Raw genomic sequence first — 17983 nt, forward strand, 5'->3', positions numbered from 1 at the left:
GGAGTTATTTCTCCCTCATCTCCATCACTCAGCACTCCCATCGTATTGCGAGAACCGGGAGCAGGGCGGCTGTTACAAGTTGTGTATCCGCTACCGGATGCAAATCAACCAGATGTGCCTGCGCTGGATGTAATGGATTACATCTTGAGTGAGGGACGGAATTCTAGACTTTATCAGGCATTGGTAGAATCAGGTTTAGCTAGTGAGGTTACAGCCTCTGTTACTAGTTTGCGAGAATCTGGCTGGTATGAGGTGTTGGTGACGGCTGGTTCTAAACAAGATTTGAAAAAAATTGACTCAGTGTTGAGTAGTGCGATCGCTAATGTAGCAGAAAAAGGCGTGACCTCTGAAGAAGTAGAACGAGCCAAAACCCAATTAACAGCAGATGTAATTTTGAGTAACCGTGATATTACCTCTCAGGCAATGCGCTTGGGCACTGATGAGACAACAGTTGGTGATTATCGCTACACAGACCGCTATTTGGCAGCTGTCCGTCTGGTAAAGCCGACGGATATTGTCGCTGTGATTAACAAATATCTCACAAAAGGAGCCAAGACAGTAGGCTTTTTTGAACCAACCCACAAGCGGATAACAGGGGTTGGTGATAAACCAGACTCAGCCCAAACTACAGAGAATTTTTCTCCTGGCGTACCTGTGCTTCCTTCTGAGGTGATGAAGTACTTACCGCCTGTGGATTTGGCTACAGATGCAATTGTCCAAGTATTGCCACAGGAATTCAAATTTACTAACGGACTGCGGTTATTACTGTTAAGAGATCATAGTACTCCCACCGTTACCTTGAGCGGACACATTCAAGCTGGGACGGAATTTGATCCAGATAATAAAGCTGGATTGGCTGCTTTTGTGGCAGAGAATTTGCTAAATGGCACTAATAGCAAGGATGACTTAACTATTGCCAAACTCTTGGCAGAACGAGGGGCGAGTCTCGACTTTCACGCCAACCGCGAAGGTGTGCATATCGTGGGTGATAGTTTAGCTCTTGATTTGCCAATACTCCTTGAGATATTGGCAGATGTTGTTAAAAATAGTACCTTTCCGGTCAAAGAGTTGGAATTGCATCGCCAACAAACTTTAACTGACTTACAACAGGAATTAGATGAGCCATCAGAAGTAGCCAGAAGAATATTTGTTCAGTCAATTTACCCGAAAAAACATCCCTTACATACTTTTCCTACAGAGGAGAGTTTACAGCAGATTCAGCGCCAGGATGTGATTGATTTCAAAGCTAAACATTATCGTCCAGACACGACAGTGTTGGCGCTAGTGGGAGATTTTGATCTAGACAAAGTGCGATCGCTGATTAAAAATGAGTTTGGTAACTGGGAAGTTAGCGGTCAAGCATCGACATTAAAATATCCCCCGGTGTCAATGCCACAGAAGATAGTCAGTGTCAACCCAGTTTTACCAGGTAAAGCCCAAGCTGTAACATATATGGGTTACACAGGTATTAACCGTTATGATCCTCGGTTTCACGCAGCCTTAATATTGAACCAGATTTTGGGAGGCGATACCTTATCTAGTAGACTAGGTGCAGAAGTGCGCGATCGCCAAGGTTTGAGCTATGGAATTTATAGCTCCTTCCAAGCCGGGAAGAATGCAGGCACATTTTTGATAGAAATGCAAACTAGTCCTGAAGATAGCAGTAAAGCGATCGCTAACACCCGCCAAATACTACAGCAAATCCATCAACAAGGTGTCACTGCACTAGAAGTAGAAACAGCTAAACGTACTCTCATCAGCAACTACAACGTTTCCCTGGCAAACCCAGAGGAATTAACAGATAGAATTCTGATGAATGAGGTGTATGGACTAGATAAAGAAGAATTGCACTCTTTCACTGACAAAATCCAGAAAGTCACCCTTACCCAAGTTAATCAAGCGGCTCGTGAGTTACTCCACCCAGATCAAATCGTAGTCGTTACTGCTGGCCCGTCTGTGTTAGCAGAGAAAAGCATTAGGTAGTACAATGTCCAAGCTATTGAGGGTTTGTAGTAAACACTTTAGTGCTTAAAAAACAAGGAAAAAAGTCCTTACTACAAACTCCTTACCCATCAATTTAAACTTGACCAGTAGTAGAGATGGGCATTAGGCATGGATAATATAAAGAATGGGTAAAGTGGTTTTCCCGCTATCTATTAATAGCATTGCCTTTTGAGAACTACCAATGAAAATTTACAACCATTTATATCAAATTGTAATTGCATCTCTTACTTTCCCTATTACTGCTTGGCTGCAAATTTTACAGCGGAACTACGTGATATTAACGTTGTTCTTAAGCTTAAATTTCATCGCTGCTACTCCAGCAATGGCGGCAAATTTGTCTGGGGATTTACTCAAGCAACCAGCTACAGAAATTACAGTTATAGCAAAAGCCTTGGTGGTTAGGACATCAACAGATGAAAAAACTTAGACACAAAAAGACTTTTCACCCAGTCCCCAGTCGCTTGCTATAGCTTGGGTAATTCAGCCAACGAACTCAAGTTTGAGCCAAATCATTTGGAATTTGAGGCTGGCAAACGCTATCAACTACGGCTTACCAATGCCAGCCAACTGAAGCACTATTTTACTGCTAAAGATTTTGCTGATGGCATCTGGACACAAAAAGTCCAAGCAGGCAAAGTAGAAATCAAAGGAGCCATTCACGAACTAGAACTCAAGCCGGGTGCTGAAGCAGAATGGGTATTTGTGCCCCTGAAATCTGGCACTTATGGCTTGCGTTGTCCAATACCGGGACATACCGAAGCAGGTATGACTGGAGAAATTGCCATCAAGAATTAAAAATTATTTGACTCAGTATTTGACAGGGATCTAATGTTTCAATTAAAGATAATTTATCTCAGTCCCATAGTGTGCAGCGAATAATAAGTTATGGCGATTTTGATTCAAGCCCAACATATCAGGAGTAGGCGAATATGTTATTATATATACGTTAGCGGTTAAAATTGAAGAATCCCTATCAGGGATTAAAATAACTTAAATTATAGATATTATTTCTCAAGTAATCTAGAGAAAGCATTAATACTTCAGCCCCAAAGCCACCAGTAATTATTAATTTACCATGAACATTTTCAGTAACTTACTTCCTCAAACAACTCAGCCTGCAACATCGAAAAAGCAACGCCGAGGAATTGAAATTAAATCGCCGCGTGAAATTGAAATCATGCGGCAATCAGCGACAATTGTGGCAACTGTCCTAAAAGAAATTTCTGAGCTAGTAAAGCCAGGAATGACCACGGCTGATTTGGATGCTTATGCAGAAAAACGCATCCGCGAAATGGGTGCAACACCTAGTTTTAAAGGATACCACGGTTTTCCAGGTTCTATTTGCTCCAGCATTAACAATGAAGCAGTGCATGGTATTCCTAGTCCCAAAAAAGTAATTCGGGTGGGGGATGTATTAAAGGTAGATACGGGCGCTTATTACCAAGGCTTTCATGGTGATTCTTGCATTTCAATTGCTGTCGGTGAAGTGACGCAAGAAGCTGCTAAATTAATTCGCGTAGCAGAAGAAGCTTTATATAAGGGGATTGAGCAAGTTAAGGCTGGTGTATACCTGCTTGACTTAGCTGGAGCAATTGAAGATCATGTGAAATCTAACGGCTTTAGTATAGTCGAAGAATTCACTGGACACGGTGTCGGGCGTAACTTGCACGAAGAACCTTCAGTATTCAACTACCGTACCCGCGAGATGCCAAATGTTAAACTCCGTGCGGGGATGACGCTGGCAATTGAGCCAATTTTAAATGCGGGTTCTAGACACACCCGGACATTATCTGACCGTTGGACAGCAGTCACTGTGGATAATTCTTTGTCGGCTCAGTTTGAGCATACAGTATTGGTGACAGAGACTGGTTATGAGATTTTGACTGACCGTTCTAAGCTGTAATTGTTCGTGTTTGTAGTAAGCACTTCAGTATTTAGAAAACAAGGACTAAAGTCCTTACTACGAACTTACCTTACCCATCAATGGAAACTTGACACTCATCTGAGCGATAAACGCTATATTTATCTGATCGCCGCATAGTTAGTTTTATAAATAGTAAGCGTTTCTTTAGCTTGTATAGAGACAAATGTACTTTCTGGAATCGCTTCTAATAAATTGATTGCTTGCTCCCATTTCTCTAGTGCTTGCCGACGAATTGGTAGCGAGTAAGCTGAATTTTTTACAAATAAATTAGCTTCTATTGCTAGTTTTTGAGCTAATTCTAAGTTTGCTAAGGCTTGCTTTTCAACTAAGACTCTTTGACTGATAGATTTATAGTTAATTTGATAGTAAGCCAATTTCTTCTTTGCTCGATCAGAAACTGATGTTTCATTAGGAATACTATCTAACAAAATTATTGCCTGATACCATTTGTTTTCTGCTTGTTGCCAAACTTTTAGAGGATGCGGTGGTTTTTGAACCAGAGAAGCAGCTTTTATACCAAGTTTTTGAGCAGATTTAAACTTTGCGTTCGCACTCTCTTCTTGAGTTAAACTTAGACTTATCTGCTGCAATTGTAGACTTTGCTCTCTAATTTTCCAACCACCAAAACCCAATATTAGTAAACTTGAGGCTATGAACAAAGCCGAACCTACTATTTTTTGTGTCGAAAACTTTGTTACTATTTCTACATCCTGGGTAATAATTGGCTCTTTACTACTTTCTTGTTCAATCTTTTTTATGGCTTGTTCTGCTTGTTCCCTTAAAGTGTCACCCTGGATGATTAAAGCAGCAATTTGTTCTTGGAAATAATCACAATCATTGAGAATGTCTGTTAATTCTTGAAATTTACCATCGCTCGATATAATTAATTCGTGGTCATCATCTAACCACTCTAAGGCGAAACCAGATTTTCCGCAGAAAGCAGACACACCTAATAAAATATTTAATAAACTACGGCTATTTTTAATTGTATTAAAAACATAATTTAACTTCTGTTTTAGTTCTAATAATTCATTTTGAGAATTGCTAACTTTTTGAATTTGACGTTCTAAAAAATTTAAATCTTCAAATAATAAGTTATTTTTTAAATTTTCAGCAATAATCTGAAATTTTGTGCGTATGCTTAGATGATTAATATCAGAATTTAGTTGATTTACAAACGGAACATCACTGAGAATATCAGTAGCTATTGCCTGCAAAAAATAACCCCATTCAATCCAGCCATCAATTTTTAATTGTAGTTCAGTTAATGAAATTTTAGTTTTTGAGTGACCAAATTTTTCTATGATCGCAGGATCTACTAATCCCAGACTAGGTATAAACAAACTAGCTACAGTACCTATTCGAGGAAGTGTAGCGATCGCAGAACTTTTAATATTCTCAAATTTCAATTCCTGAGCAATTAATTTCTTAATATTTCGTAGTTGTTCCTGAGCATTATTGATCAGGATAATTTGCTCCATGATTTGATTAGAATCGCCAATAGTCAGTTTTAGGCTCTGAATCAGTGTTGGCAATTCACTAACAAGTATTTCTAGGTTAGCCATAAATACCCCTTAGGGATTTGTTGAAAGTTTATGCGAAACAATTAAAATGGCTTGAAAAAGAGTAGGGAGCAGGGGAGACAAGGGGACAAGGTGACAAGAGGTGAGAACTTGCAACAAGTCTTTCTTTTTGTCCGCAATTCTCCTTGTCCCCTGCCTCTTCCTTGGGTGGCAAATCTCAGTAGCTACAAAATGTATAGTTCCCGGAAATCCTGCTAAAGTAACAATTTAAGTTTCAAAATCCCAGATAAAGCCAAAACTACCCATTCACTAACCTATGAATGAAGTTGATTTAGCATTTACCCCAGCACTAGAGTTGGCGCAGTTAATTCGTCGCCGGGAAGTATCACCGCTAGAGTTAGTGGAAATATATTTAGAACGGATTGGGCAGTTGAATCCCCAATTAGGAAGCTATTTTACGGTGACGGCAGAACAGGCGATCGCAGATGCTAAAGCCAAAACAGAATTATTGACAACTACTTCAGAACTACCGCCGTTTTTTGGTGTGCCGATTTCCATTAAAGACCTCACTGCTGTAGCAGGTGTTACCTGTACTTATGGAAATCCAGCATTACTGAACAATATCCCTAATTATGATGATGGGGTTGTGACGCGGATTAAGCAAGCTGGGTTTACTATTCTCGGTAAAACAGCCACTTCTGAATTGGGTTCGTTTCCATACAGTGAACCTATGGGTTTTCCTCCAGCTAGAAATCCGTGGAATTTAGAATACACTCCTGGCGGTTCCAGTGGTGGGGCGGGGGCGGCGGTAGCAGGGGGATTGTGTGCGATCGCTCAAGGTTCAGATGGCGGTGGCTCAATTCGGGGGCCTGCGGCTTGTTGTGGTTTGGTGGGAATTAAGCCATCTAGGGGCAGAGTGAGTAAAGCACCCGTAGGCGAACGCCTCGCTGGAATCGCCGTCAACGGCCCGATCGCCCGGACTGTGGCTGATGCTGCTGCTCTTTTGGATGCCATCTCTGGCTATACAACAGGCGATCCTTACTGGTTGCCAGATCCCGAACCATCATTTTTCGCCGCTACTCAGATAAAACTCGGTGCTTTACGAATTGCTTTTGACACTAGCATTTTGCCTTTAGGAGAAGCTGACGCTAACTGTCAGCAAGCTGTCCGCCAAACAGTTGAGTTATTAGAACAACTCGGCCACCAAGTTGAACAGAAATCTCCAGATTTTAGTGGTTTAGTTGAACCATTTCAAATCGTCTGGCAAGCTGGGATAGCTGCATCAGGACTTCCTGTTGAAGCCTTGCAGCCAGTGAATCGCTGGTTATTTGCACGCACAGGTTCTGTTGCCCAGTACCTGCAAGCAGTTTCTCAAATGCAGATAGTGGCACGGCAAATTGTAGCGTTTTTCGATACTGTAGATGTGCTGATATTACCAGTTTATTTACATTCACCTATCCGCGTTGGGGAATGGGCTTCTCTGAGTCTAGAAGAGACATTCCAAAATATTATTGAGTGGGTTGCGCCTTGTCCGCCTGCGAATGCAACTGGACAACCTGCGATCGCAATTCCTGTAGGTTTTGATAGTAATGGTTTGCCCATGAGTGTGCAGCTAATTGGTAAACCTGCTGCTGAAGCCACACTCATCAGCCTAGCAGCACAATTAGAAGCAGCTAACCCTTGGATTGATCATCGTCCAGCCTTTGCAATATAGGGCTAATCATGCAGGCATCCCTGGAACAACTTTCACAAATAATTGTGTTTGCAGGTTTAGAAACAGCAGACAAAGTAAATTTGCAACCTGATACTCAGGTGCAACGGTATCGCAAAGGAGAGATTATTCTGCATGAGGGCGATGTCTTACCAGCAAAACTCTATGCTGTTGCCACTGGAGCAATTCAAGTTACCAAAACAGCAATGACGGGGAAGGAAACGATTCTCCGCGCCTTAGCTGCTGGAGAAATTTTTGCGGCTCCTGCAATGTTAGGAAATGGAATTTCTCCGGCAACTGTGACTGCTGAATCTGATTGTGAAATACTCACTGTAGAGCAAGATGCTTTATTAAAAGCTATTGGGAAAAATCCTGAAATTGCATTACGAATGCTGATGGTTTTTAACAGTCGGATTCAGCAATTACATGAAACAGTCCACGGATTAGTTTCTGAAAGAGCTATTGTTCGCCTTGCCAGATTAATTCAATATTTTGCTGCTGAATCGGGAACTGAATCAACTTCACAAGGTGAGTGTTTAAAAGTCAAATTATCTTATTATCGCATGGCTCGAAGTAGCGGCATTACTTACGAAGAATGTGTGCGGTTAATTAAAAGTCTCAAACCAGTAATTGCCTATAGTCGGGGTGGGACGATTACAATACTTGATGCGGATAAATTGGATGCGGATCGCTTCTGGAGATATAGATTAGAGCATCTGACGAATACAATTGGCGGTTACACAGAGAAAACCTGCCTCCGCAGGTTTCACAAGGTTAATTTTTCGTAAATAGTTATCAGACTGCTACAGTTGCTCTATCTTCTTCGCGTGCAGCGACAACTAAAACTAAACATAGAGCCGTGATCGCTTTTTGCCAAGAACCTAGCTCTAAAACTGTCTCTCCAGGCTGAAAGTTTACCCACTGAAATAATTTATCCGTAGTTATTCGTCCACCAGGACGAAGATATTTTTTACCTGCTGCTAAAATTTCATGTCCGGTAGCTGTTTAGAAATTGAGGATAGTGTTAGTCATGTCTATGACCCTCTGAAGTTGTCTTACCCCCAATTTATCAGCAATTTAGGATATTGTCTCTGAGGTAGCTCATAGAAGCAGTATTACTTTGCTTTCCACTCGTGGTCAAGGATAGCGTAAATAAAATTGTCGTACCATCTGCCTTTGATTAATTCTTTTTCCCGCAGATGACCCTCACGACGCATACCAATTTTTTCTAAGACCCTTACAGAAGCAAGATTCTGTACAACACAGCAAGACCAGATACGATGCATTCCTAGTTCTTCAAAGCCGAACTTTAAAATGGCTTGTGCTGCTTCTGTTGCATAACCTTGTCCCCAATACTGAGTGTTTAATTCATAGCCGATATTTGCTTCTTGCATTTCCGGGTCGTTTACACGGATACCACAATTACCAATAAGCTGATTTTCTGCTTTGAGGATAATAGCTAACTGAAACTTTGTTCTAGGTTGCTCTTTTTGCTGACCAATAAACATCTGGACAAATTCACAAACATCCTTTTGTGTGCGATGCGTCCAATAGTTGTAACGCAAGTACAAAGGATCGGATTGATAGGTAAAAACCGCTTGCCAGTCTTCCTCTACAAAGTCACGCATTAGCAAGCGGTGTGTTTCTAAGATCATGTCTTTTCTTTATACGCAACTTAGCGATCGCTTCTGGTAAAATACTTAGTTAAAATAAAATTAGTTTGTAGAGCAGGCGAGAAACCTGCTGTTTTTTTAATATTAATTGTCAAAAATGCCTTTTACTTATAACCGCACGGTTCGCTTTCAAGATACTGATGCTGCTGGGGTAGTTTATTTTGCTAATGTTTTGGGTATTTGCCATGAAGCTTATGAAGAATCTCTAGAAGCATCAAGTATTAATCTCAAAGATTTTTTTACTAATCCATCTGTAGCTTTCCCCATTGTTCATGCTAGTGTCGATTTTTTGCGCCCTTTGTTTGGGGGAGACAAGTTACTAATTAGTTTAATTCCCCAAAAAATAAGTGGTGATAAGTTTGAAATTACTTACGAAATTACAGTGGCTGAGATGGTAGTTGCTAAGGCTATTACCAGGCATGTTTGTATTGATGCAAGTAGTAGAAGTAAGCAGGAATTACCTAACGAGATAGTTCAGTGGTTGGAAACGAACCGCCCAGACGCAGAGAAGCCAGTGCGTTGCGGGGGTTCCCCCCGTTGAAGCAACTGGCGCGGCGCAGAGAGAAGAAAGTCGAGAGACATTATGTGATGGGATTTTGGAGGAATTCTCTGGCTATTTGCTGTAATTGTTGGCGGTTAATTTTACCTTGGGAGTTGCGAGGTAGGTTTTGCTGGGGAATCCAATATTTAGGAATTTTAAATTTGCTGAGTTTGTCTTTGAGTAGGGTTTGAATTTTTAAGGCAGAGGTATTTGATTTTTTGGGAATATAAATCGCTGTTAAGGCTTGTCCCCAATGTTTATCTGGGATGCCGATGACACAAATATCAGCAACCAATTGAGTTGCTTGTATAGCTGATTCAATCTCTGCTGGGTAAATATTTTCTCCACCTGTAATAATTTTGTCGCTGTTACGTCCGACAATATTTAAATGACCTTGCTTGTCTAAAAAACCTAAATCATCTACTTGGAAATCAGCTTGATTTTCTCTGGTTATAGGATAGTAGCCAAGGGCTAAAGATTGAGCCTGAATGGTAATATTTCCGATTTGATTGGAATTTAAAATCTCGCCTTGCTGATTGTGAATAGTTACTTTTGCATGGGGAAGAATTTGACCACTACTAATTTTACCACTGAGAAAATCATCTGGTTTGAGGGTAGCAATTTGAGAGGCTGTTTCAGTCATGCCATAAGTAGGCGCTAACCGGATACGATGAAATCTGGCTTTTTCAAATAGTTCGTTCCATGCTGGCGCACCTCCCAGAAGTACAGTATTAAATTGGGATAGCCATTGAGTTAATCCGGAATTTTGTAGGAGTCTTTGTAACTGTGTTGGCACTAAAGATATTAAAAATTCTGATTGTTTAATATTGAATATTTGACCTGTTTCTACTGCTTTGAATGGCAGAATAGCCAGTTTACCCCCGGTGGTAAAGGAGCGCATAAATTGCATTAAACCGCTAACGTGATATAGCGGTAATACACAAAAAGAATTGACTTGTTTTAGTTGAAAGTATTTTGTAAATCCTTGTACAGATGCGATGAGAGTTTCCCAAGTATGGATGGCAAATTTAATCTGCCCAGATGAACCACCTGTGGGAATCAGGATGAATGGGGAGTGGGGGGATGAGGGGGATATGATAGTAATTTCTTCGCAATTCTGATTTCCTATTCCCCATTCCCTATTTTCTATTCCCCAAATAATATCTGGCTGTACTAAATCAAAGACTTGCTGCCATTCTTGTGTTCCCCAGTCGGGGTTACAAAGAAAAACTGGACAATTAGCGGCACAAGCAGCAATGAAACTTGCTAGAAATCGTACTGGTTCGCGTTCAGCTAAGATGATTTTTGGTAGTATTCCATACGCTGATAATTGTGTTAGTTGTAAATATAATTCTTGAACTATTTGATTAAATTGATGGCTACTGTAACCAATAAGCCAATCATTTTGAGCCAGGTTATTAAGACAGTTTAAAGGTCGTTCCATAGACTTTGAAGCCATGTTTCTTCTTGTTCAAAAAAATGGTCAATACCAAAACCAACTGCCCTATTGTTTCGGGATAATTCCGCCGCTAGCTGGAGTGCTGCAAGTCTACCGATCGCAGTTTCAAATACTGATGAAAATACAGTATCAATTTTATGCTGTTGACAAAACTTTCTCAGACGAGATGGTGATCCAACTATCCCAGGCTTAATCACAAAAATCCCTCGCCAACCTTGTTGATAACAGGCGGCGAGTTGCCCAAGTGTAGCAACAGATTCATCTATTGCGATCGCAGTTTGATAACTCAGACTCAATTCCAACATCTGCTGAAATTGCTCAACGGGTAACGGTTGTTCGATAAATTCAATTTCTACAGCTAGTTCTGCATTCGCCTTGAGACTGTCGCAAGTCCGCAGCCATAAGTTAGCTTCCTCATAGGTGAGTCCAGCGTTGGCATCTAATCGCAGTTTGCTAAAGTCTGGTAAGGTGTGTATCAGTGACTCAAAAATTTCTAGTTCATCAGCGATCGCATACACACCAATTTTCCACTTAAACGTGTGATATCCCTGCTGCCATAACGTTTCCCATTGATTTAAAGCTGCTTCCCCAGCTGGTAATAAGGCACTGTAAAAGAGTGAATTAGGAGTAGAGACGCGATTAATCGCGTCTCTACAGGAGTTAGGAGTTATAAAATTATCTCCCTCATTTCCCCCACTCTCCATCTCATAAGCTGACTCAAAGCCAAATTGACAAGCAGGTAACTCATCTGGGATGGAGAAAATTATCTCGTCTGTGATTTCTCTTGGAAGTTGGCGACAAAAATCTAAAGCTTGTTCTAGGGTTTCGGAACCGAACCAGCTAATGGGGGCAATTTCTCCCCAGCCGATTTTACCTGATTCATCGGTAAGCCAGAGGATAATCCCCTCACGAATATCCCAATTACCATGATTGGTAGTCAGTGTTCGCACAAATCTTCGCTGATAAGGACGAAATTCAAATCTGTAGCCATTAGTCATTAGTCATTCTCCCTTTGCCCCAATGCCCAATGTCCAATGCCCAACTAAAGCATAAATCCCAGTCCAAGCAGCAAGCAAGCCCAGAAATGCACGGCTACAGCGATGAATTTACAGTTACTAACTTTGTCTGGCTGGTTGTGATTTTCTTGGACATGGCGGCATAATTTGACAGCAAACGGTAAACTTACCCAACTCAATAACGTCCAAGCTGGAGAAATTCCCAATAGCACAAATAGCAAGGTGAGGGGATAAATGCTACCAGTAAACCAAACTAGGAGTTGGGCCCCTTTTTGGGTTCCTAGACGGACGATAGGCGATCGCTTGCCTGCCGCTATGTCATCCTTAACTTGGTGAAAGTGTGAGCAAAATAAAATTAAGGTTGTGGCAATCCCGACAATGACTGAGACTGCTAAACTTGTCATTGACCAAGTTTGGGTTTGGCTGTAGTATGCTGCCTCTACTGCTAAGGGACCAAAGGCAAAAAAGCAAAGAATCTCGCCTAAACCCTGATATCCTAAGCGAAAGGGAGGCCCTTGGTACATATAGCCTAAACTACAGCATAGTAAAATGATGCCGATAACAGTTAGGTCTTGTTGCCAAAAGGCGATCGCTAGTATGCCCAGCAACCCCAAACCTAAACACAAATTTCCTATCCAAAATATTAATGGCTTATTGTCTGTTAAGTTAACCAGAGAATGGTGCTTATTTTGATCGATACCTGTTTCGGAATCAAAGACATCATTACTGATATTTTCCCAGGCAAGAATTAAGATTGCCGCAGCTACAAAAGTAGAAAATACTGTACCATTAAAATTTTTAGTTTCGGCAAATGCTACTGCTGTTCCTACCCAAATAGGCATAATGGCAACACTGTACATTGGCGGTTTAATCGCTGCCATCCATAACTTAGTGTTGGGATATAAAATCTGCTTAGTTGTCATCAGTCGTGATTAATTAAATTGCTAGAAAATTACTTACACTTGAGATTTTATAATTTAAAAAGACGCTAGTACCGCTTTGCAAAAGTCAAAAGTCAAAAGGAGCCAGTGCGCCCTTGCGGCTCTGCCGACTTGTTCGCTCTTAGCGTTCCCGCAGGTTAACAACTGGCATTCAAAAGTCAAAAAACTTATGATTTAGGCTTTTTAACTGTTTGGAATGGTAGCTTTATTTATGCCGTGCTGTACTAGATATTCATGAGCTAAAAACAACTGCCACTTTGACTGTGACTCGTTAACCTTCTGTTGTTAACATTCCACTCTCACGTTCCAGGCTTGGGCTGGAACTGGCTTGTCAGGGTCTGGGAACACCATAAACAACGCAAATCCTACGCTGGTGAAATGATAACTTAATATGTTACCTGTAGAAATACGACCACGATTAATTACACTTTAGGAAGTTAACTTAAAAAAAATTTACTATAGATCCATGACAGTTTCACCATGTCGTAACAACCTCTTTGTACACAAAGATTTATATCAATTTTTGGTAGCAGTGCAAGAAAAGTGCGTCAAAAGTAATTGCAGGCAAATTGTCAGTATCTCTCAGGAGATCGATTTAGTTGACCCTTTACTTGTATTAGATAAACTAACACAAGCAAATGAAATAAATTTTTACTTTGAGGACAAAGGTAAAGGAGAAGCGATCGCAGCAATTGATTCTGTAGCAAAATTACAGATTAATGGTGCAGATCGTTTTACTCAAGCTGAATATTTTATCAAATCTCGTCTAAAAAATATAATTAATTTTGGTAACGCTAATCAACCTTTTTCTGGACCTCACTTTTTTTGTTATTTCAGCTTTTTTGATAAAAATGCCCAAGTAGATTATCCATTTCCATCTGCTACCATCTTTCTTCCCCGTTGGCAAGTAGCTGTTAAAAATCAGCGTTGCATATTAGTAACAAATATAATTATCAATGAAAGCGTAAATATTCAAAGGTTATTGGATAATCTGCAAAACAAAATTGAATTTATCCAATCTTTAGAATATTACTCTGTTAATCTTGATTGTTTTCCAGCAAAGTTCTACAAAAAATCTGTCACCAATGCTACTGGGTTTAAACGTTCAGTAGTCTCTGTTTTGGAAAAAATTAGGTCTAGTCATTTAAGCAAGATTGTCCTCGCAGATATATTAGATGTAAAATCAAGCAACCACTTTAACTTAGTTAAATCCTTAAATAATCTTAGGCAAATACATCCTAATTGTTATATCTTTTCTACAAGTAATGGCAAAGGACAAAACTTTATTGGTGCAAGTCCAGAAAGATTAATTAGTATTAATAATCAACAGTTAATCACTGATGCTTTAGCTGGTTCTGCACCACGAGGTAAAACCCCTGCTGAAGATGCAGCTAATGCTAATCGCTTGCTTAATAGTGAAAAAGAAAAGCACGAACATTCACTGGTGCTTGATTTCATTACACAACGCCTATGCCAGCTAGGTTTATTACCCCAAATATTAGCACCACGGCTGCGACAATTATCGAATATCCAGCATTTATGGACACCAATCAGCACTACAGTTCCCCCTAACATACATCCATTAAAGATTGTCGCCCAATTGCATCCTACACCAGCCGTTGCTGGTGCAGCACAAGATATAGCTTGTGCCGAAATTCGACGTTATGAAAACTTTGAAAGAGGTTTATATGCTGCGCCTCTGGGTTGGATAGATTCTCAGGGGAACTGCGAGTTTATTGTGGGAATTCGTTCAGCATTGATTGATGGCGATCGCGCGAGATTGTATGCTGGTGCTGGTATCGTGGCTGGTTCTGATCCTGACAAAGAGTTTGCAGAGGTGCAGCTTAAACTTCAGGCGTTACTCAAAGCGTTAGTTTAAAGTTAATTCTCCAGGAGTTGACCTAGAAAACGCTAAACGCTATAAGTAACACTCTGGTAGATAGCAACTTAGTTGAGTTTGGGTAATTAATTGGATACTATGAAAATATTGTGGTTTTTAACAGAACCGTATCAACGAAAAATATTGCTCCACCACCCTTAATTAAAGAAAATAAACAATATGTTAGATAGAAAGCTTTCTAAAAGTACTGAAGAAGGGCTTTTGCCACCTCAAGATTTCTTTAACGAGCAATGGAAACTCTACCAGAAAATACTCGATAAGAATTACATGGGACACCGTGAAATTTACTCTATACTGCGCGAGTTGCTGTTTGGCTACTTCCAACAACCATTTAAAATGCTTGATTTAGGATGCGGCGATGCTAGCTTTACTGCCCAGGTGTTGTTAAATAGCACTATTACTTCCTACCAAGGTATAGACCTATCCATACCTGCGCTGGAGATTGCTAAAGATAACATGGCAAAGATTCAGTGCGACACAACCTTTACTCAAGGTGATTTTTCCCAATTGGTTCCTGAATTGATGTTAAGTCAGCAGAATAACTTTGATATTATTTTCAGCTCTTTTGCTCTTCACCATTTAAGTCTTGAGCAAAAGGACTGTATTATTGGTCAGATAAAGAATCTCCTCACATCTAATGGTGTCTTTATTCTTATTGATGTTGTTCGTGAAGAAGGAGAAGATCGAGAAACCTACCTTAGACGTTACTTAGAAAGTCTACAAAAATACTGGTCTTTACTTACTTCCCAAGAGTATTTTATGGTAGAAAACCATATTACTTCAAGTGATTTTCCTGAAACTCAGCAAACTCTTAATGAAATTTCGCAAAAGTACAATTTTACTCGCTTTGATTGCCTGTATAACAACCCACTCAATGCCACACAATTGTTGTGTTTTCACCGTTAATCATAAAAACCTAGTACGCCACGGTGGAAATAAAGCTACCATGCCAACGAGTGTTTTGTATTCGACACTTTAGGATTGAAACTAAGCTATCACATCTGGATCAATCTGAATTAAGTTCCGTGCTTGAGTTGCTGGTAATCTCAATATCGCCTTATCGAAAAAGTCATCATTTAACGGCGGAATATCAGAATAATCAATGTCGTCATCTGACATCGATTCCAATGCTTCCCAATTAGTATGTGAGATATTGTTCAAATCGTTGGCACTCATATCGATTTACCTTTCTTGCTAAAATAATTCGGAGTTCTAGCATTACTAGAGCATATAATTTTGACGATGTTTTACACTAAATCCTGATGAGTAAAAGCCTTAGCATTCGCCCCAGTGTAAGTAGCTACAATATGACCATCGCCACTAATTTGATATTTGTATGTCACTAATCCTTCTAAACCAACAGGCCCACGCGGTGGCATTTGTTGCGTACTAATTCCGACTTCTGCACCGAAACCATAGCGGAAACCATCAGCAAATCTAGTAGAACAGTTGTGGAATATATTAGCTGAATTTACCAATCCAAAGAAAGTTTCCACAGATGCTGAATCTTCAGTAATAATCGCGTCGGTATGACGAGAACCATATTCGTTAATATGTGCGATCGCATCTTCTATAGAGTCTACAATTTTAATAGACAAAATAAAATCACTGTATTCTGTTTCCCAATCTATTTCTCTTGCAGCTACGATATTAGGTAAAAGTTCCAAGGTGCGTTTATCACCTCTTAATTCCACATGGCGTTCTTGCAAAGCATCGGCAACTTTTGGTAAAAACTCTGTAGCAATTGATTGGTGAACTAGCAAAGTTTCAATTGCATTACAAACAGCAGGATATTGCGCCTTAGCATCTACTGTAATCAAAACTGCTTTAGAAATATCGGCGACTTTATCTATATAAAGATGACAGATTCCATCGGCGTGACCTAATACAGGAATCCGTGTATTTTCTTGCACAAAGCGCACAAAGGAATTAGAACCTCTGGGAATAATTAAATCTACATATTTATCTAATTTCAAAAGTTCTAGAGTTTCTTCTCTAGTTGTGAGTAAGTGTACCGCATCAGGGTTAACAGCAGTTTGAGATAATCCTTGTTTAATTGCCCTAACTATCGCTTCACAAGAACGTACCGCTTCCTTTCCACATTTGAGAATCACACCATTTCCCGATTTAATCGCTAAGGAAACAATTTGAATCGCCGCCTCTGGACGTGCTTCAAAAATAATTCCCAAAACACCTAAAGGACAAGTAATTCGCTTCAGAATTAAACCAGTGTCAAGTTCGCGGTGAATCTGCACTTTACCGATAGGATCAGCTAGCTTACCAACATCTCGGACTCCAGCGATCGCATCTCTTAATTTATGTTCATCCAACTGCAAGCGTTTATAAAGCGGTTTGGGAATTCCTTCAGCATCAGCAGCTTTACAATCAGCAACATTTGCTTGTAAAATTTCATCTCTAGCTGATTCTAAAGCTTGAGCGATCGCAACAAGTGCTTGATTTTTTGCCTCAGTAGAGAGAATCGCTAGTTTACTTGCAGCTTGGCGGGTTTGACCTGCGATCGCAATTAGGGGAGAAGCAATGTTAACAATAGTCATAGTACAAATCTTTACCTTTTCCTCATCTTATCAATGTGAGTTCATCATTGCTTATTGTCTTCCCCCAATCGGGTGAACCATCTGGGTAATCAATGATTAGTCTGATCGGGTGAAGCAAAACTTGGTTCAAAACATTTATTCTGTAATTATCGAACCCAGACAAATTAAAGGTACTAAACTTACAGTACTAAAAATATTATAAGTATTATTACAGAGCTTATTTGAAAGTCTTAAAAATGATTTATGCGTACCGGAGACTAGAGAGACATCGTAATTTATGTTTCTCTAGTCTTTTTCTTAAGTAAAAATTTATACTGCTAGTATTTGAATTTTACGAAATTGTGATGACGAACACTGGATCTATTGAGTATTGATGGATCAAATACCACTCCTATGTTAAGGAGATTCTATGTCATTGCAATTAGGATTAGAGGTCATTCATCCTTGGCGGTGGATCGATTATCCTGGGAGTGGTCTTGATTATGTTTTTGAGCAGCTAGCTGAGTTTTTAGCCTGCTGTTAAAGCATTTCCCAGTCCATCCAAGCTTTAATTTATCAGGAGGTAATTAGAAACTGCCTCCTTTTTTTAATGCAACTTATAAATCATACCAATTCACGAAAACCCTGATATATATAGATTTACCATAGGGGCTTGTCTTTGCCCATTGGTGTCAACTTAATGTGAAACCCTTGTCAAGACGTGATATTCAGTTCTCTGGCTTCCCATCACGATCCG

General features: G+C 40.0%; 14 protein-coding genes and 1 pseudogene. 8 read left to right on the forward strand and 7 right to left on the reverse strand.

Going from position 1 to position 17983, the window contains the following annotated elements; translation table 11 throughout:
- The 3 genes and pseudogenes from ACFE90_RS23670 to map form a co-directional block, all read left to right on the forward strand.
- On the forward strand, window positions 1-1983 hold a 1983-nt coding region (locus tag ACFE90_RS23670), incomplete at its 5' end, for a M16 family metallopeptidase (protein ID WP_375504885.1).
- A gap of 202 nt (window positions 1984-2185) precedes the next feature.
- A pseudogene (locus ACFE90_RS23675) lies at window positions 2186-2799 on the forward strand (plastocyanin/azurin family copper-binding protein).
- Between the two features lie 280 nt (window positions 2800-3079).
- Complete coding sequence (map, locus tag ACFE90_RS23680) at window positions 3080-3907, forward strand: type I methionyl aminopeptidase (protein WP_375504887.1); 828 nt, start codon at window positions 3080-3082, stop codon at window positions 3905-3907.
- Between the two features lie 119 nt (window positions 3908-4026).
- On the opposite strand, the gene ACFE90_RS23685 is transcribed toward map, so the two are convergent.
- Window positions 4027-5337: a hypothetical protein gene (locus ACFE90_RS23685; protein ID WP_375504889.1), complete on the reverse strand. Its 1311-nt coding sequence runs from the start codon at window positions 5335-5337 to the stop codon at window positions 4027-4029.
- A 430-nt stretch (window positions 5338-5767) separates the two neighbouring features.
- Here ACFE90_RS23685 and ACFE90_RS23690 point away from each other — a divergent pair, with 430 nt between their 5' ends.
- A complete protein-coding gene (locus ACFE90_RS23690; protein ID WP_375504891.1) occupies window positions 5768-7165 on the forward strand; it encodes an amidase in 1398 nt (465 codons plus the stop codon).
- An 8-nt stretch (window positions 7166-7173) separates the two neighbouring features.
- Complete coding sequence (locus tag ACFE90_RS23695) at window positions 7174-7950, forward strand: Crp/Fnr family transcriptional regulator (RefSeq protein ID WP_375504893.1); 777 nt, start codon at window positions 7174-7176, stop codon at window positions 7948-7950.
- A 327-nt stretch (window positions 7951-8277) separates the two neighbouring features.
- On the opposite strand, the gene ACFE90_RS23700 is transcribed toward ACFE90_RS23695, so the two are convergent.
- On the reverse strand, window positions 8278-8817 hold the full coding sequence (locus tag ACFE90_RS23700; RefSeq protein ID WP_375504895.1) for a GNAT family N-acetyltransferase: 540 nt from the start codon (window positions 8815-8817) through the stop codon (window positions 8278-8280).
- Window positions 8818-8932: 115 nt separating this feature from the next.
- Here ACFE90_RS23700 and ACFE90_RS23705 point away from each other — a divergent pair, with 115 nt between their 5' ends.
- Window positions 8933-9376, forward strand: a complete 444-nt coding sequence (locus ACFE90_RS23705) for an acyl-CoA thioesterase (RefSeq protein ID WP_375504897.1) — start codon at window positions 8933-8935, stop codon at window positions 9374-9376.
- 40 nt (window positions 9377-9416) lie between these two features.
- Here the strand turns inward: ACFE90_RS23705 and ACFE90_RS23710 are convergent, their stop codons facing one another.
- The 3 genes from ACFE90_RS23710 to menA are packed head-to-tail and all read right to left on the reverse strand — an operon-like array spanning window position 9417 to window position 12774.
- Window positions 9417-10820 (reverse strand): 2-succinylbenzoate--CoA ligase, encoded by a 1404-nt coding sequence (locus ACFE90_RS23710; protein ID WP_375504899.1) that lies wholly within the window; start codon window positions 10818-10820, stop codon window positions 9417-9419.
- Window positions 10805-11833 carry an o-succinylbenzoate synthase gene (locus ACFE90_RS23715; protein WP_375504901.1) on the reverse strand — a complete coding sequence of 343 codons (1029 nt, stop codon included), beginning with the start codon at window positions 11831-11833 and terminating at the stop codon, window positions 10805-10807. The genes ACFE90_RS23710 and ACFE90_RS23715 overlap by 16 nt, the downstream gene beginning before the upstream one ends.
- A gap of 44 nt (window positions 11834-11877) precedes the next feature.
- Entirely contained in the window at window positions 11878-12774 is an 897-nt protein-coding gene (gene menA / locus ACFE90_RS23720; RefSeq protein WP_375504903.1) for a 2-carboxy-1,4-naphthoquinone phytyltransferase, read from the reverse strand.
- Window positions 12775-13258: 484 nt separating this feature from the next.
- Here menA and ACFE90_RS23725 point away from each other — a divergent pair, with 484 nt between their 5' ends.
- Together ACFE90_RS23725 and ACFE90_RS23730 are read left to right on the forward strand one after the other, a co-directional pair.
- A complete protein-coding gene (locus ACFE90_RS23725; protein ID WP_375504905.1) occupies window positions 13259-14671 on the forward strand; it encodes an isochorismate synthase MenF in 1413 nt (470 codons plus the stop codon).
- 180 nt (window positions 14672-14851) lie between these two features.
- Complete coding sequence (locus ACFE90_RS23730) at window positions 14852-15598, forward strand: class I SAM-dependent methyltransferase (protein WP_375504907.1); 747 nt, start codon at window positions 14852-14854, stop codon at window positions 15596-15598.
- 81 nt (window positions 15599-15679) lie between these two features.
- Here the strand turns inward: ACFE90_RS23730 and ACFE90_RS23735 are convergent, their stop codons facing one another.
- On the reverse strand, window positions 15680-15868 hold the full coding sequence (locus ACFE90_RS23735; protein ID WP_375504909.1) for a hypothetical protein: 189 nt from the start codon (window positions 15866-15868) through the stop codon (window positions 15680-15682).
- Between the two features lie 71 nt (window positions 15869-15939).
- Window positions 15940-17247: a glutamate-5-semialdehyde dehydrogenase gene (locus ACFE90_RS23740; RefSeq protein WP_375504911.1), complete on the reverse strand. Its 1308-nt coding sequence runs from the start codon at window positions 17245-17247 to the stop codon at window positions 15940-15942.
- Window positions 17248-17983: the final 736 nt, after the last annotated feature.

It is taken from the genome of uncultured Nostoc sp., assembly GCF_964245445.1.
Taxonomy (GTDB): Bacteria; Cyanobacteriota; Cyanobacteriia; order Cyanobacteriales; family Nostocaceae; genus Nostoc.

Excerpts from the sequence above, each read along its gene's own strand:
- ACFE90_RS23700 (WP_375504895.1), bottom strand. The coding sequence starts at position 8,817 with ATGATCTTAGAAACACACCGCTTGCTAATGCGTGACTTTGTAGAGGAA.
- ACFE90_RS23725 (WP_375504905.1), top strand. The coding sequence starts at position 13,259 with ATGACAGTTTCACCATGTCGTAACAACCTCTTTGTACACAAAGATTTA.
- ACFE90_RS23695 (WP_375504893.1), top strand. The coding sequence starts at position 7,174 with ATGCAGGCATCCCTGGAACAACTTTCACAAATAATTGTGTTTGCAGGT.
- map (WP_375504887.1), top strand. The coding sequence starts at position 3,080 with ATGAACATTTTCAGTAACTTACTTCCTCAAACAACTCAGCCTGCAACA.
- ACFE90_RS23735 (WP_375504909.1), bottom strand. The coding sequence starts at position 15,868 with ATGAGTGCCAACGATTTGAACAATATCTCACATACTAATTGGGAAGCA.
- ACFE90_RS23710 (WP_375504899.1), bottom strand. The coding sequence starts at position 10,820 with ATGGAACGACCTTTAAACTGTCTTAATAACCTGGCTCAAAATGATTGG.
- ACFE90_RS23730 (WP_375504907.1), top strand. The coding sequence starts at position 14,852 with ATGTTAGATAGAAAGCTTTCTAAAAGTACTGAAGAAGGGCTTTTGCCA.
- ACFE90_RS23715 (WP_375504901.1), bottom strand. The coding sequence starts at position 11,833 with ATGACTAATGGCTACAGATTTGAATTTCGTCCTTATCAGCGAAGATTT.
- ACFE90_RS23690 (WP_375504891.1), top strand. The coding sequence starts at position 5,768 with ATGAATGAAGTTGATTTAGCATTTACCCCAGCACTAGAGTTGGCGCAG.
- ACFE90_RS23705 (WP_375504897.1), top strand. The coding sequence starts at position 8,933 with ATGCCTTTTACTTATAACCGCACGGTTCGCTTTCAAGATACTGATGCT.
- ACFE90_RS23740 (WP_375504911.1), bottom strand. The coding sequence starts at position 17,247 with ATGACTATTGTTAACATTGCTTCTCCCCTAATTGCGATCGCAGGTCAA.
- menA (WP_375504903.1), bottom strand. The coding sequence starts at position 12,774 with ATGACAACTAAGCAGATTTTATATCCCAACACTAAGTTATGGATGGCA.